The following is a 14438-nucleotide window of genomic DNA, read 5'->3' on the forward strand; positions in this document are numbered from 1 at the left end:
TCAGTGGTGGAACCCGGTCGCCGCCTCCTTGTCCCGGGTCAGCGGATGCGACTGGCGGCGCAGCTCCGGCAGCAGCCGGCGCAGGTCCTCCACGAAGAGCTCGGCGAGATCGGCCGAGAAGCCGTTGCGGCACACCACCCGCAGCACGGACAGGTCCTCCCGGTTCGGCGGGAAGGTGTACGCCGGGACCAGCCAGCCGCTCTCCCGCAGCCGCCGGGACACATCGAAGACGTCGTACGCCGTCACGTCGTGGCCGGTCGTGAAGGCGAAGACCGGCAGCTGGTCGCCCCGGGTCAGCAGCCGGAAGTCACCGAGCGCCTCCACACGTTCGGCGAGGCGCAGGGCCACGTCCCGGGTGGACTGCTGCACGGCCCGGTAGCCCTCGCGGCCCAGCCGCAGGAAGGTGTAGTACTGCGCGACGACCTGGGCGCCGGGCCGGGAGAAGTTGAGGGCGAAGGTCGGCATGTCGCCGCCCAGGTAGTTGACGCGGAAGACGAGTTCCTCGGGCAGGGCCTCCTTGTCGCGCCACAGTGCCCAGCCGACGCCCGGGTAGACGAGCCCGTACTTGTGCCCCGAGGTGTTGATGGAGGCGACCCTCGGCAGCCGGAAGTCCCAGGCCAGTTCCGGGTCGAGGAAGGGAGCGACCATGGCGCCGGACGCGCCGTCCACATGTACGGGGATGTCGAGGCCGGTCCGTTCCTGGAGTTCGTCGAGCGCGGCGCAGAGCTCGGCGATCGGCTCGTAGGAACCGTCGAAGGTGGAGCCGAGGATGCCGACGACACCGATGGTGTTCTCGTCGCACAGTGCGGTGGCGGCCTGCGGGTCGAGATGGAAGCGGTCGCCCTCCATGGGGACGAGACGGGGCTCCACCTCCCAGAAGTTGCAGAACTTGTCCCAGCAGACCTGGACGTTGATCCCCATCACGAGATTGGGCCGGGCACCGGGCGCGGGGTTCCGCTTGCTCCACCGCCGTTTGAACGCCATCCCGGCGAGCATGCACGCCTCGCTGGAGCCGGTCGTCGAACAGCCCACGGCGGCCGATGGATCGGGGGCGTTCCACAGGTCGGCGAGCATCGCCACACAGCGCCGCTCCAGTTCGGCGGTGCGCGGGTACTCATCCTTGTCGATCATGTTCTTGTCCCGGCACTCGCCCATCAGGACCCCGGCCTGCGGTTCCATCCAGGTGGTGACGAAGGTGGCGAGGTTGAGCCGGGAGTTGCCGTCCAGCATCAGTTCGTCGTGGACGAGCTGGTACGCGGTCGAGGGCGGCAGGGGAGCGTCCGGGAGCCGGTGCTTGGGCGGGGCCTCGGTCATACCGGCGACCGGGTTCGCCTCGCCGAAGAAGGGGTTGACGGACAGGGGGCGCTCGTCGGGCGTTTCGGGGCCTTGGTGCAGCGGCATCGATCGACTCCTCAGGGGTGGGATTCAGCGGACCGGGGTTCCGTCTGCGTGCAGTTGCATCTGGGGGCGGCCGGTCACGAGCAGCCAGGCGGGCAGCGAGGCGATGCACAGCAGGGCGATGATCTCCGGCGAGGACACCAGTACGGCGGCGGTGAAGAGGCTCACCCAGCCCTGCCGGGTGATGGCGAGCAGCATGCCCAGCACCCCGGCGGCGACACCGAGCGCGGGATGGACGCCGGGCACCAGGGCATGGGCACACAGCCCGAAGGCGACGCCCACGAACACGGCCGGGAAGATCCGCCCGCCGCGGAAGCCGCAGGACGCGGCGACGAGCAGCGCGGCCAGCTTCACCACCGTCATCGTGGCGAACTCGCCGGCCGACCAGCCGTCGGGGTCGGCCGCGATCTCCCCGACCTCGTCCAGCCCCTTGAAGAGGGTGAGGTGACCGCCGAGCGCCCCCAGCAGCCCGAGCACGAGCCCGCCGGCGGGCAGCGCGAGCATCGGATGGCGCAGTCGCGCGAAGCCGCGGTGGACGTAGGGGAAGGCACGGACGGCGCACATGCCGAGCAGCGCGGCGGCGGACGCGATCACCAGCACCGCCAGCAGATCGCCCCAGCCGGGCCGCCCGAGCGCGGGCAGATGCAGATCGAAGGTCGGGTGGGCCACCAGGGTGGTCGTCACGGCGCCCGCGGCGGCGGCGACGAGCGGCGCGAAGACGTTGTCCCACAGCGCCCCCTTGAGCTGCCGCCCCGCCAGCGCCTCGGAGATGAGAAGCGCCGCCGCCACCGGGGTGCCGAACAGCGCGCCGATCGTCGCCGCCTCCGCCAGCGCCGCCCACAGCCCGCCCGGCAGCCGGGGGAGCAGCCGACGGCCCAGCCAGAAGGCGAGCCCGACGTTCACGGCGATGATCGGGTTCTCGGGGCCGAGGCTGGGTCCGCCCGCGAGCATCAGCGCGGTCGCCAGCAGCAGCCCGGGCAGCACGGCGGGCGGCAGGACGGGAGCGTCCAGGCCCATGGTGGCCGGTTCGGGGCCGGCGTGCCCCGGCACCTTCCACACCACGAGGCCGACCACCACACCGGTGGTGGTGAGCATGACGATCGTCCACAGCACGGAGTACCGGCCGACCCCCAGGGCGTCGGGCAGGTTCCGCCACAGCACGTGCTGGAGCGCCTCGGCCGCCGCGCTCACTCCGAGAAGGAGCAGACTCGCGCCCACGCCCACGACGAGAGCGGGGAGGATCACAGGCAACAGCGCGCGAGCCGGGGCTGCCATTGCCTGCTGCGCGGTGTCCTGGGCCACGGGCTCACGATAAACGGACAAAACCGGCACGACATCTGGAGGGTCCGGCACGGGACCCGAAGCGGGACGGGCTTGCACCTCACGTGGCGTGAGGCCTCAGCGTGGAGGACGTACCGAGAAGGGAGCGGACGAAGTGAGCTATTCCGTGGGACAGGTCGCCGGTTTCGCCGGAGTGACGGTGCGCACGCTGCACCACTACGACGACATCGGCCTGCTCGCCCCCAGCGAGCGCAGCCGCGCGGGCCACCGGCGCTACAGCGACGCCGACCTCGACCGGCTGCAGCAGATCCTGTTCTACCGGGAGCTCGGCTTCCCGCTCGACGAGGTCGCCGCCCTGCTCGACGATCCGGCCGCGGACCCGCGCGCCCACCTGCGCCGCCAGCACGAGCTGCTGACCGCCCGGATCGAGAAGCTGCGGAAGATGGCGGCGGCCGTGGAGCAGGCCATGGAGGCACGGAAGATGGGCATCAACCTCACACCCGAGGAGCGGTTCGAGGTCTTCGGCGACAAGGACCCGGAGCAGCACGCCGAGGAGGCGGAAGAGCGCTGGGGCGGCACGGAGGCGTACGCCGAGTCACAGCGCCGCGCCGCGGGCTACACCAAGGACGACTGGAAACGCATGCAGGCCGAAGTGGCCGACTGGAGCGAGCGCTACAGCGGCCTGATGGCAGCCGGGGACCCGCCGGTGTCCGAGGCGGCCATGGACATGGCCGAGGAGCACCGGCAGCACATCTGCGGCTGGTTCTACGAGTGCCCGTACGACATCCACCGGTCTCTGGGCGAGATGTACGTGTCCGACGAGCGCTTCAAGGCGTTCTACGACTCCATGCGCCCCGGCCTGGCCGAGCACCTGCGGGCCGCGATCGACGCGAACGCGGCCCGGCACACCTCCTGAGGTCCCGGCCCGGGAGGAAGAGGTCTACTCCCGGGTCAGGATCACGGCCGTCCCGTACGCGCACACCTCGGTGCCGACGTCCGCCGCCTCGGTCACGTCGAAGCGGAACATCAGCACCGCGTTCGCACCACGCGCGCGTGCCTGCTCGACGAGCCGTTCCATGGCCTGGTTGCGGGTCTGCACGAGTGTCTTGGTGAGCCCCTTGAGCTCACCGCCGACCATCGACTTCAGCCCCGCGCCGATCTGACTCCCCAGATGGCGGGAACGGACCGTCAGCCCGAACACCTCACCAAGAACCTCCTGCACCCGGAATCCGGGTACGTCGTTCGTGGTCACGACCAGAACGTCAGGCTGGGGTCCCTGACCGCCGCCGTACTCTTCGATACCCATGGCCCACAGCTTTGTCCCAGCGGGCGCACAGTGCATCCTGGGAGACCGCATGGAACCTGGGTTGTGACGGCTGCGTTGATACTTTGGGGCAGCCAGCCCCAGCCCGTCTCCCAGTACCAGGAGCCACAGACTCGTGACCACGCTCGCGCTCGCCCCCGAGTGGCTCAGTCCGAACTATCTGATCGAGACGTTCAGCCTGCCCGGCATCCTGCTGATCGTCTTCGCGGAATCGGGTCTGTTCGCGTTCCTGCCCGGCGACTCCCTGCTGTTCACAGCGGGTCTCTTCGTGGCCCAGGGCGAGTACATCAGCCAGCCGCTGTGGCTGGTCTGCTTCCTGATCGTGCTGGCGGCCGTCCTCGGTGACCAGGTCGGCTACATGATCGGAAAGTTCTTCGGGCCCAAGCTGTTCAACCGTCCGAACTCCAAGCTCTTCAAGCAGGAGAACCTGGACAAAGCACACGAGTTCATGGAGAAGTACGGCCCCAAGGCGATCGTCCTGGCCCGCTTCGTGCCGATCGTGCGCACCTTCGCCCCCATCGTGGCGGGCGCCGGCCGTATGAAGTACCGCACGTTCCTCACGTACAACGTCATCGGTGGTGTCGCCTGGGGCTCCGGCGTCACCCTCGCGGGTTACTGGCTCGGCCAGATCGACGTCATCCACAAGAACGTCGAGGCGATCCTCGTCCTCATCGTCTTCGTCTCGGTCGTCCCGATCATCATCGAGTACCTCCGCGAGCGTTCCAAGAAGAAGAAGGCGGCAGCCGAGGCCCCGGCCCCCCAGGCCTACCAGCCCCCGCCCATGGACGACGCGACGACCCAGCTCCGCCGCATCCCGTCGGACGACGAGCAGCACCAGCACCAGCAGCAGTACGGCAACCAGAACGACCAGGGCTACGGCCAGCAGGGCCACCAGGGCCAGCAGGGTCAGCAGCAGTACGGCTACGACCAGTACTACGCCCCGCAGCCCCAGCAACAGCAGCAGCCGTACGCCCAGCAGTACCCCCAGGGATACGGCGACCAGCAGCAGTACGGCGGCCAGCAGAACCAGCAGTACCCGCCCAACCAGGGTTACTGAAGCGCCCCTTCAGGGGCACAGCCAGTTCCCGTGCGCTCAGAACCCACGCGTCCGCTTCGCCGCCCTGCGCCCCGAAGCAGATCCACCCGGAACGCGCAGGAACAGCCGCGAGATCTCCGACCCGAGATTGACGCCGATGGCGATGGCCATGGCGAGTGACGCCGCCGTGGCCAACGACACCAGCCCCTTGTCCACGTCGTTCTGCGCGATGGACAACAGCCCGAAGTACGTGGCGGAACCCGGCAGCAGAGGCCCGATCGCGGCCGTCGTGTAGGGCAGCGCCGAAGCGAACCGGTACCGCGACAGCATCTGCCCGAACAGCCCCACCAGCCCCGCCGCCACCGCCGTGGAAGCGACCGGGGAGATCTCGCCGACGGAGTGCATCGCGCCGTACACCGACCACGCGACCCCACCGTTCAGCGTCACCGCCAGCACGGTCGAGCGCTCCTGCTGCAACAGCACCGCGAACGTCAGCGACAGCAGCATCGCCGCCCCGATCTGCCACAGCGGCCGCTTCTCGATGATCAGAACGACGTCGGGGTTCAGCTCGGCGCCCAGCTTCACCCCGAAGTAGAGGATGAGCAGCACCCCCACGACGATGCCGACGAAGAAGTACATCACCTCGAGCAGCCGCGCCGACGCGGTGATGTAGAAACCGGTCAGCCCGTCCTGCACGCCCGCCACCAGCGCCCGCCCCGGCAGCAGCGCGAACAGCCCACCGGTGATGACCGCGGAGGCCTTCACATCGATGCCGGCCAGCGTCAGCGCGATCCCTATGGCGGCCGGCGGCATCGCGGCCACCGTGAACTGGTAGAACTCCGGCAGCCCGCGCCCCGCGCACAGCCATGCCAGCCGGTCGCCGAGCATCGCGCCCAGCGCGGCCGCGACGAACACGATCAGATCACCGCCGACGAGCACCGAGGCCGCACCGGCGAGCAGCCCGCTCGCCCCGGTCAGCACCCAGCCCGGGTACGGGTGCCGGTTGCGGCGGATCTCGGCGAGCCGACGGTAGGACTCCTCCAGGGAGATCGCCGTCTCGGGGTCGCTCAGGTCGTCCACCAGGTGGAAGACGGCCGCGAGCCGCGTGTAGTCGGTGCCGCGCCGCCGTACCGTCCGGGACGCGGTGACCGGATCGTCGACCAGCGACGGCTGGTACGAGATCGACAGCAGGGTGAAGGTGACGTTCGGCTCGCAGCGGTCGAGGCCGTACGACCGGCAGACGGCGAACATCGCCGCCTCCACGTCCTCCGCGCCCTCACCGCCCGCGAGCAGCAGCTCGCCGATACGCAGCGTCATGTCGAGCACGCGCGGGACGGCCGGCCCCTCGTCCTCGGCCTTCGGCGCCGACTCCGGAGCGGGCCGCTCGGCCACCGGCATCCGCAGCATCGTGCGCATCCGGTCCTGCCAGGGCACGTCCTTGGTCAGACTCACCACCGGTATGCCGGTCGCCGGGGTGAACGCGGGCGCCTGCTTGGAGCTGTAGGTGCGCGGCGTGTTGAACGCCGACCCCTCGGGCTCGGCCGAGGACACCTGCGAGACATCCAGACCGTCGGGGACGGCGAACTCGCTCGTCGTCTCCGGTTCCGTGCCGCCTCTGGGCACGGCGAGCCCCTGGGGGATCGCGAACTCGGACGTGATCTCGGGGTCGTAGACACTCCTCGCCTCGTCCGACTGCGGCTTGCGGTCCTCCGCTTCCCTCACTCACAGCTCCTGTGTACGCACCTCCGGTTCGCACCAGTATGCGCACAGACACACAGCGGGCCGCACGCGTGTGCGTGCGGCCCGCTGGACATCAGGAGGCTCAGTGGCCGCCGGACTCCTTGAAGCGCTTGTACGACCGCTCGATCTCGACCTCGGCGTCGACCCGGCCGACCCAGTTGGCGCCCTCGACGGACTTGCCGGGCTCCAGGTCCTTGTAGACCTCGAAGAAGTGCTGGATCTCCAGGCGGTCGAACTCGGAGACGTGGTGGATGTCACGCAGGTGCTCCTGGCGCGGATCCGTCGCCGGCACGCACAGCAGCTTGTCGTCGCCCCCGGCCTCGTCCGTCATCCGGAACATGCCGATCGCGCGGCACTTGATGAGGCAGCCCGGGAACGTCGGCTCGTCAAGAATGACCAGCGCGTCCAGCGGGTCGCCGTCCTCGCCGAGAGTGTTCTCGACGAAGCCGTAGTCGGTCGGGTAGGCGGTCGAGGTGAAGAGTCGACGGTCCAGGCGGATCCGACCGGTCTCGTGGTCCACCTCGTACTTGTTCCGCGAACCCTTCGGAATCTCGATCGTGACGTCGAACTCCACCGGTGGCTCCTCCATGATCAACACATAGTTCTGGTGGTTAAGTGTCCCTCACGCAGGTGTGTGATCGCGAAAGGGGCTGGTGGTCGTGCCTGAACTGAGGCCTTGGCGGGCTGCGAGACCGCATGTGGCGCGGGTCGCGAACGCCGTACGACCCCGTCTGGCACAGGTCGCGACCGCCGCGAAACCACGGGTCACGCGACTCGGCCGAACCATGTCGGTGCAGGTCGCAAACGTGCGGACCTGGCAGTACACGGCCGGAGCAGCCACCGCGGGACTGGCACTGACCGCCGTCGTGGTGACGGCAGCCGGCCCCTGGGACTCCTCCGGCCAGCGTACGGCCGAGCGGGACCGGGCCGCCGCCCAGGAGCACACGGGTGGCGCAGATCACGATCGCGATTCCGGTACGACGGAAGCGGCGCCCAAGCCCGCCCCCAGCGCCGCCTCCGTCCTCACCGGCCTCGGCGGCGCCGGCAGCACGGTGAAGTCGGCGCCGAACGGACCGGCCCTGGCGGACGTGCTGGGCCCGCTCCTGAAGGACGCGGCGCTCGGCAGCAGCCGTACGGCCGAGGTCGTCGACATCGCCACCGGCAAGCAGCTCTACGGCACCGGTGTGGGCACCGCCCTCACCCCCGCCTCCACGACGAAGATCGCCACCGCGGTGGCCGCGCTGTCCGCGATGGGCGCCGACCACCGCCTCACCACGCGCGCGGACCTGGAACCCGACACCAAGGAACTCGTCCTCGTCGGCGGCGGCGACCCCACCCTGACGGCCCGCAAGGACGCCGACGGCGCGGCGAGTCTGCGCGACCTGGCCACCAGCACCGCCGAGGCGCTGAAGAAGGACGACGTACGGGAGGTCACCCTCTCGTACGACACGACCCTGTACGCGGGCTCCGGGATCCACCCGATCGGCGCCGACAACGACAACCTCGCCCCGGTCAGCGCCCTGATGGCCGACGAGGGCCGCACGGACGACAGCACCAGCGGCACGGCGGTCCGCGCGGAGAACCCCGCGCAGGACGCGGCCCGCGAGTTCGCCGGCTTCCTGGAGGAGGCCGGGATCAGGACCACGTCCCCCGGCCCCTCCAAGGCGACGAACCGCGCGAAGACACTTGCCGAGGTTTCCTCCCCGCCCCTGTCCGCCCTGGTCGAGCGCATGCTGACCAACAGCGACAACGACATCGCGGAGGCCCTGGCCCGCCAGACGGCCGTGGCGACGAAGGTACGCGCCGACTTCGAGGGCGGTGGCGCGGCGATCCGGGCGCAGCTGAAGAAGCTCGAACTCCCGGTCTCCGGCGCCTCCTTCAAGGACGGCAGCGGCCTGAACCGAGAGGACAGACTGACGGCGGACCTGCTGACAGCCCTCCTGGTGAAGGCGGGCGACCCGGCCCACCCCGAACTCCGCCCCGTCCTCACCGGCCTTCCGATCGCAGGCTTCACCGGCACCCTGAGCACCCGTTACACGGACGGCGCGGCCGGCGTCGTACGAGCCAAGACGGGCACGCTGACCGGCGTGAACACACTGGCGGGAACCGTGGTCGACCAGAACGGCCGACTGCTGGCGTTCGCCTTCCTCGCGTCGAACACGACGAGCAAGGACGCGGCACAGTCGGCGCTGGACCGCACGGCCACGGCGCTGGCGGCGTGCGGCTGCCGCTGACCGAGGGCGCCGCCACGGCCGTACCGCCGTCTCCGTCGGCACACCCGTCCCGGACGACCTCACAGCGCACGCCAGCCGCAACCGACCGCTGTGGCCTGCCCCAAGTGGGAACGCTCACGTACGGTTGACGCATGACGAGCATCGGTGGTGCCGAGATGGTCGACTGGAATCTCGCGGTGGCGACCGCGACCCGGCTGGTGAGGCCGGGCCCGGAGGTGAGCCGCGACGAGGCCAGGGCCGTCGTCGCCGAGCTGCGCAAGCACGCCAGGGCCTCGGAGGAACACGTCCGCGGCTTCACTCGAATGGGTACCGAGGAGACCCACGACACCCCGCTCCTCGTCGTGGACCGCCCGGGCTGGGTCAAGGCGAACGTCGCCGGCTTCCGGGAGCTCCTGAAGCCCCTGCTCGACAAGATGCAGGAACGACGCGGCAGTACTCCGGGCGGCGCGGTCCTCGGCGCCGTCGGCGGCAAGGTGACCGGCGTCGAACTCGGGATGCTGCTGTCCTTCCTGGCCTCCCGTGTCCTCGGCCAGTACGAGACCTTCGCCCCGGCCACCCGTGAACTCCCCGCCGGCGCCAACGGCGGCGGCCGCCTCCTGCTGGTCGCGCCGAACATCGTGCACGTGGAGCGCGAACTCGACGTAGAGCCCCACGACTTCCGCCTGTGGGTGACCCTGCACGAGGAGACGCACCGCACGCAGTTCACCGCCGTGCCCTGGCTGCGGGATCACCTGGAGGGCGAAATCCAGTCGTTCCTGGGGGAGACCGAGGTCGACCCCATGACCGTCCTGGAACGCATCCGGGAAGCCGCCCAGTCGCTTGCCGGCGGGCGCCCCGAGGGCGAGGAGGAGGACGGCGGCCGGTCGTTGGTGGAGATCGTGCAGACGCCCGCCCAGCGGGAGATCCTCGGCCGCCTCACCGCCGTGATGTCCCTCCTGGAGGGTCACGCCGACTTCGTGATGGACGGAGTGGGTCCAGAAGTCGTACCGACCGTCCAGGAGATCCGCGAGAAGTTCCAGCAGCGTCGCGCCAAGGGCGCCTCCCGCCTGGACATGGCCCTGCGCAAGCTGCTCGGTCTGGATGCCAAACTCAGGCAGTACCGCGACGGCGAACGCTTCGTACGCGCTGTCGTCAACGAGGTCGGCATGGACGGCTTCAACCGGGTGTGGACCTCCCCCAACACCCTCCCGACGAAGACAGAGATCGCCAAACCGGCGGACTGGATCGCGCGGGTGCACCGCAAGGCCGAGTAGTGAGCCCCGCGGAAGTGTCGTGAAAGAAAACCGGCCGACGGCAGGCGAACGCCCCTTCAATCACCCGTCCGAGGGACCGTGAGGCCTGGGTAGGCGTGCAATGCTCGGGGAACGGCCCGGTTCTGTCACCATCTACACACTCTGAGTGACCGAACTCGGACTCACCCCCGAAAACTTCATGAAGGGAACCGGACATGGGTCCCCATCCTGCGGTCGCGGCGATACGCCTGGCGGTCCGCCGCGTCCTCCACGACATCCTCAACGACCATCAGACCTCCGCCGAGAAAACCCCGCATGAGCGCCCGTCGTCGCCGCTCGTGCTCGTGGCGTGCTCCGGCGGCGCCGACTCCATGGCCCTCGCCTCCGCTCTCGCGTTCGAGGCCCCCAAACTCGGCATCCGCGCGGGTGGCGTCACCGTCGACCACGGCCTCCAGCCCGGCTCCGACCTGCGCGCCGACGAAGTCGCCCTGCGCCTGCGCGAACTCGGTCTCGACCCCGTCGAGTCCATCGCCGTGACCGTCGGCCGCGAAGGCGGACCCGAAGCAGCCGCCCGTGACGCCCGCTACGCCGCCCTCGATGCCGCCTCCGCACGCCACGGGGCCTGTGCCGTCCTGCTCGGCCACACGCGCGACGACCAGGCCGAGACCGTCCTGCTCGGCCTCGCCCGCGGCTCCGGCATCCGCTCCCTGTCCGGAATGGCCGCGGTCTCGGGGGCCGACGGCCGTTACCGCCGCCCCTTCCTCCAGCTCGACCGGCAGACCGCCCGCAAGGCCTGTCTGGTCCAGTCGCTCCCCGTCTGGGACGACCCTCACAACGCGGACCCCGCGTACACCCGTTCCCGCCTGCGCCACGAAGGCCTGCCCGCCCTGGAGAAGGCCCTCGGCAAAGGCGTCGTGGAGGCACTCGCCCGTACGGCCCAGCTCTCCCGCGACGACGCCGACGCCCTCGACGCCTGGGCCGGCCAGGCCGAGTCCGCCGTTCGCGACTCCGCCGGCCTCCTCGAGTGCGCCAAGCTCTACGCCCTGCCGCCCGCCGTGCGCCGCCGCATCCTGCGCCGCGCCGCCATCGAGGCCGGCGCCCCCGCAGGCTCGCTCTTCGCCCGCCACATCGAGGAAGTCGACCGGCTGATCACCGGCTGGCGCGGCCAGGGAGCCATCAATCTCCCCGGCAAGGTCGTCGCCCAGCGTCAGGGTGGCAGACTGGTGATTCGGCAAGGCTGAATCCTTACGCCCCTCAGCGGGGCCGGACAGCCGGTGGGACGACCGAAAGTGATGCGGGTGGACGCGAAAGACATGGGCACCGACCTCAAAGAGGTGCTCATCACCAAGGAAGAGATCGACGCCAAGCTCGTCGAGCTGGCCGCGAAGATCGACGCGGAGTACGCGGGCAAGGACCTGCTCATCGTCGGCGTCCTCAAGGGCGCGGTGATGGTCATGGCCGACCTCGCGCGGGCGCTGTCCACCCCTGTCACCATGGACTGGATGGCCGTGTCGTCGTACGGCGCGGGCACCCAGTCCTCCGGTGTCGTCCGGATCCTCAAGGACCTCGACACCGACATCAAGGGCAAGCACGTCCTGATCGTCGAGGACATCATCGACTCCGGCCTGACCCTGTCGTGGCTGCTGTCCAACCTCGGCTCGCGCGAGCCGGAGACGCTCAAGGTGTGCACCCTGCTGCGCAAGCCGGACGCCGCCAAGGTCGCCATCGACGTCGAGTGGGTCGGCTTCGACATCCCCAACGAGTTCGTCGTGGGCTACGGCCTCGACTACGCCGAGAAGTACCGCAACCTGCCGTTCGTCGGTACGCTCGCGCCCCACGTCTACGGCGGCTGACCCGAAGGGCCCAGCCCCGTAAGAAGATCGGGAACCCTGGCGGGCATCGCGCCGTTGGAGCATGCAGACGGGTTCGTCAGTCGTCCTGTGCGTCTTCGGACGACAATGCTGGGGTACCGTCAGAAGAACTGTCTTATCAAACTCACTATGGCAGGAGGGACGGGGCGACACCGCTCCGTATGGATGGACGTGAAGCGATACTTCCGTGGGCCGGTCATGTGGATCGTGCTGGCCGTCCTTGCCGTGGTCGTGTTGATGCAGGTTGTCGGCTCGTCCGGCGGCTACAAGACGGTGGACACCGGCCAGGTCGTCCAGGCGATCAATGAGAACAAGGTCGAATCAGCCAAGCTGACCACCGGCGACGAGCAGACCATCAAGGTCCAGCTCAAGGACGGCGAAAAGGTCGAGGGCAGCTCCAAGATCCAGGCGAGCTACATCGGCGACCAGGGTGTGGACATCGCCAACACCCTGCAGGGCAAGTTCCAGCAGAAGCAGATCCCCGACGGGTACACCGTCTCGCCGACGAAGCAGAACGCCTTCGTCGGGATCCTGCTCTCCCTGCTCCCCTTCGTCCTCATCGTGGTCGTCTTCCTGTTCCTGATGAATCAGATGCAGGGCGGCGGCTCCCGGGTCATGAACTTCGGGAAGTCCAAGGCGAAGCTCATCACCAAGGACACTCCCAAGACGACGTTCGCCGACGTCGCAGGTTCGGACGAGGCCGTCGAGGAGCTCCACGAGATCAAGGAGTTCCTCCAGGAGCCGGCGAAGTTCCAGGCCGTCGGCGCCAAGATTCCCAAGGGCGTACTGCTGTACGGCCCGCCCGGTACCGGTAAGACCCTGCTCGCGCGTGCTGTCGCGGGCGAGGCCGGCGTGCCGTTCTACTCGATCTCAGGTTCCGACTTCGTCGAGATGTTCGTCGGTGTCGGTGCCTCCCGAGTCCGTGACCTCTTCGAGCAGGCCAAGGCGAACGCTCCGGCGATCGTCTTCGTCGACGAGATCGACGCGGTCGGCCGCCATCGTGGCGCCGGCCTCGGCGGTGGTCACGACGAGCGCGAGCAGACCCTGAACCAACTGCTCGTCGAGATGGACGGCTTCGACGTGAAGGGCGGCGTCATCCTGATCGCCGCCACGAACCGGCCCGACATCCTCGACCCGGCCCTCCTGCGCCCCGGCCGCTTCGACCGCCAGATCGCGGTCGACCGCCCGGACATGCAGGGCCGTCTGGAGATCCTCAAGGTTCACCAGAAGGGCAAGCCGGTCGCACCGGACGTCGACCTGTCGGCGGTCGCCCGCCGGACACCGGGCTTCACCGGCGCGGACCTGTCGAACGTGCTGAACGAAGCGGCGCTCCTGACGGCGCGCAGCGACAAGAAGCTCATCGACAACCACTCGCTGGACGAGGCCATCGACCGCGTCGTGGCGGGCCCGCAGAAGCGGACCCGGATCATGTCGGACAAGGAAAAGAAGATCACCGCGTACCACGAGGGCGGACACGCCCTGGTCGCGGCGGCTTCCCCGAACTCCGACCCCGTCCACAAGATCACCATCCTGTCCCGCGGCCGTGCCCTGGGCTACACGATGGTGCTCCCGGACGAGGACAAGTACTCGACCACGCGCAACGAGATGCTCGACCAGCTCGCCTACATGCTGGGCGGCCGCGCGGCCGAGGAACTGGTCTTCCACGACCCGACCACGGGCGCCGCGAACGACATCGAGAAGGCCACGGCAACGGCCCGCGCGATGGTCACGCAGTACGGCATGACCGAGCGTCTCGGTGCCATCAAGTTCGGTGGCGACAACACCGAGCCGTTCCTCGGCCGGGAGATGTCGCACCCGCGTGACTACTCGGAAGAGGTCGCCGCGCTGGTCGACGAGGAGGTCAAGAAGCTCATCGAGACGGCGCACAACGAGGCCTGGGAGATCCTGGTCGAGAACCGCGACGTCCTCGACGCGCTCGTGCTCCAACTGCTGGAGAAGGAGACGCTGAACAAGGAGCAGATCGCCGAGGTCTTCGCTCCCATCGTCAAGCGTCCCCCGCGGCCGGCCTGGACCGGCTCCTCCCGTCGCACGCCGTCCACCCGTCCGCCGGTGCTCTCCCCCAAGGAGCTCGCACTGACGAACGGCGCCAACGGTGCGACGCCGGCGATCACCACCGCCAAGTCCACGGCGGCGGACCCCGCCCCGGCGGCCGAGCCGGTCACCGAGGACCGTCCGGAGAACTGACACCCCGTGCCCCGGTGACCTCACCGGGCCCGGAATGGATGCCGCGCCCCCCAGGATCTAGCCTGGGGGGCGCGGCGCTTTTCGGCCGCGTCGGCAGGAACACCCAGGAACGAGGCA

The 14438-nt window shown here is 69.4% G+C and carries 12 protein-coding genes; 7 read left to right on the plus strand and 5 right to left on the minus strand.

What is annotated here, in order from left to right; genetic code table 11:
- Both TN53_RS22340 and TN53_RS22345 read right to left on the minus strand, forming a co-directional pair.
- A complete protein-coding gene (locus TN53_RS22340; protein ID WP_046260365.1) occupies window positions 1-1401 on the minus strand; it encodes a glutamate decarboxylase in 1401 nt (466 codons plus the stop codon).
- Window positions 1402-1425: 24 nt separating this feature from the next.
- On the minus strand, window positions 1426-2700 hold the full coding sequence (locus tag TN53_RS22345) for an ion channel protein (RefSeq protein WP_046260366.1): 1275 nt from the start codon (window positions 2698-2700) through the stop codon (window positions 1426-1428).
- A 133-nt stretch (window positions 2701-2833) separates the two neighbouring features.
- On the opposite strand from TN53_RS22345, the gene TN53_RS22350 reads away from it, so the two are divergent.
- Complete coding sequence (locus TN53_RS22350) at window positions 2834-3595, plus strand: MerR family transcriptional regulator (RefSeq protein ID WP_046260367.1); 762 nt, start codon at window positions 2834-2836, stop codon at window positions 3593-3595.
- 24 nt (window positions 3596-3619) lie between these two features.
- On the opposite strand, the gene TN53_RS22355 is transcribed toward TN53_RS22350, so the two are convergent.
- Window positions 3620-3985, minus strand: a complete 366-nt coding sequence (locus tag TN53_RS22355) for a YbjQ family protein (protein WP_046260368.1) — start codon at window positions 3983-3985, stop codon at window positions 3620-3622.
- A gap of 133 nt (window positions 3986-4118) precedes the next feature.
- Between TN53_RS22355 and TN53_RS22360 the strand changes: the two genes are divergently transcribed.
- Window positions 4119-5060: a DedA family protein gene (locus TN53_RS22360; RefSeq protein WP_046260369.1), complete on the plus strand. Its 942-nt coding sequence runs from the start codon at window positions 4119-4121 to the stop codon at window positions 5058-5060.
- A 36-nt stretch (window positions 5061-5096) separates the two neighbouring features.
- Here the strand turns inward: TN53_RS22360 and TN53_RS22365 are convergent, their stop codons facing one another.
- Both TN53_RS22365 and TN53_RS22370 read right to left on the minus strand, forming a co-directional pair.
- A complete protein-coding gene (locus tag TN53_RS22365; RefSeq protein ID WP_046260370.1) occupies window positions 5097-6761 on the minus strand; it encodes a threonine/serine ThrE exporter family protein in 1665 nt (554 codons plus the stop codon).
- Window positions 6762-6861: 100 nt separating this feature from the next.
- A complete protein-coding gene (locus tag TN53_RS22370; protein WP_046260371.1) occupies window positions 6862-7353 on the minus strand; it encodes an inorganic diphosphatase in 492 nt (163 codons plus the stop codon).
- A gap of 79 nt (window positions 7354-7432) precedes the next feature.
- Between TN53_RS22370 and dacB the strand changes: the two genes are divergently transcribed.
- The 5 genes from dacB (at window position 7433) to ftsH (ending at window position 14321) form a co-directional block, all read left to right on the plus strand.
- Entirely contained in the window at window positions 7433-9013 is a 1581-nt protein-coding gene (dacB, locus tag TN53_RS22375; protein WP_046260372.1) for a D-alanyl-D-alanine carboxypeptidase/D-alanyl-D-alanine-endopeptidase, read from the plus strand.
- Window positions 9014-9144: 131 nt separating this feature from the next.
- The gene (locus TN53_RS22380; RefSeq protein ID WP_046260373.1) at window positions 9145-10266 is read left to right on the plus strand and encodes a zinc-dependent metalloprotease; all 1122 of its coding nucleotides are present in this window, start codon (window positions 9145-9147) and stop codon (window positions 10264-10266) included.
- A 194-nt stretch (window positions 10267-10460) separates the two neighbouring features.
- On the plus strand, window positions 10461-11486 hold the full coding sequence (gene tilS, locus TN53_RS22385) for a tRNA lysidine(34) synthetase TilS (protein ID WP_046260374.1): 1026 nt from the start codon (window positions 10461-10463) through the stop codon (window positions 11484-11486).
- Between the two features lie 51 nt (window positions 11487-11537).
- On the plus strand, window positions 11538-12098 hold the full coding sequence (gene hpt, locus TN53_RS22390) for a hypoxanthine phosphoribosyltransferase (RefSeq protein ID WP_046260375.1): 561 nt from the start codon (window positions 11538-11540) through the stop codon (window positions 12096-12098).
- A 183-nt stretch (window positions 12099-12281) separates the two neighbouring features.
- On the plus strand, window positions 12282-14321 hold the full coding sequence (gene ftsH / locus TN53_RS22395; RefSeq protein WP_046260376.1) for an ATP-dependent zinc metalloprotease FtsH: 2040 nt from the start codon (window positions 12282-12284) through the stop codon (window positions 14319-14321).
- Window positions 14322-14438 lie beyond the last annotated feature (117 nt).

The sequence above is a fragment of the Streptomyces sp. WM6386 genome, assembly GCF_000972385.1.
Classification (GTDB): domain Bacteria; phylum Actinomycetota; class Actinomycetes; order Streptomycetales; family Streptomycetaceae; genus Streptomyces.

Bases quoted from the DNA above. Each gene is read 5' to 3' on its own strand.
- TN53_RS22340 (WP_046260365.1), bottom strand. From the start codon at position 1,401: ATGCCGCTGCACCAAGGCCCCGAAACGCCCGACGAGCGCCCCCTGTCC.
- TN53_RS22355 (WP_046260368.1), bottom strand. From the start codon at position 3,985: ATGGGTATCGAAGAGTACGGCGGCGGTCAGGGACCCCAGCCTGACGTT.
- TN53_RS22380 (WP_046260373.1), top strand. From the start codon at position 9,145: ATGACGAGCATCGGTGGTGCCGAGATGGTCGACTGGAATCTCGCGGTG.
- tilS (WP_046260374.1), top strand. From the start codon at position 10,461: ATGGGTCCCCATCCTGCGGTCGCGGCGATACGCCTGGCGGTCCGCCGC.
- hpt (WP_046260375.1), top strand. From the start codon at position 11,538: ATGCGGGTGGACGCGAAAGACATGGGCACCGACCTCAAAGAGGTGCTC.
- ftsH (WP_046260376.1), top strand. From the start codon at position 12,282: ATGGACGTGAAGCGATACTTCCGTGGGCCGGTCATGTGGATCGTGCTG.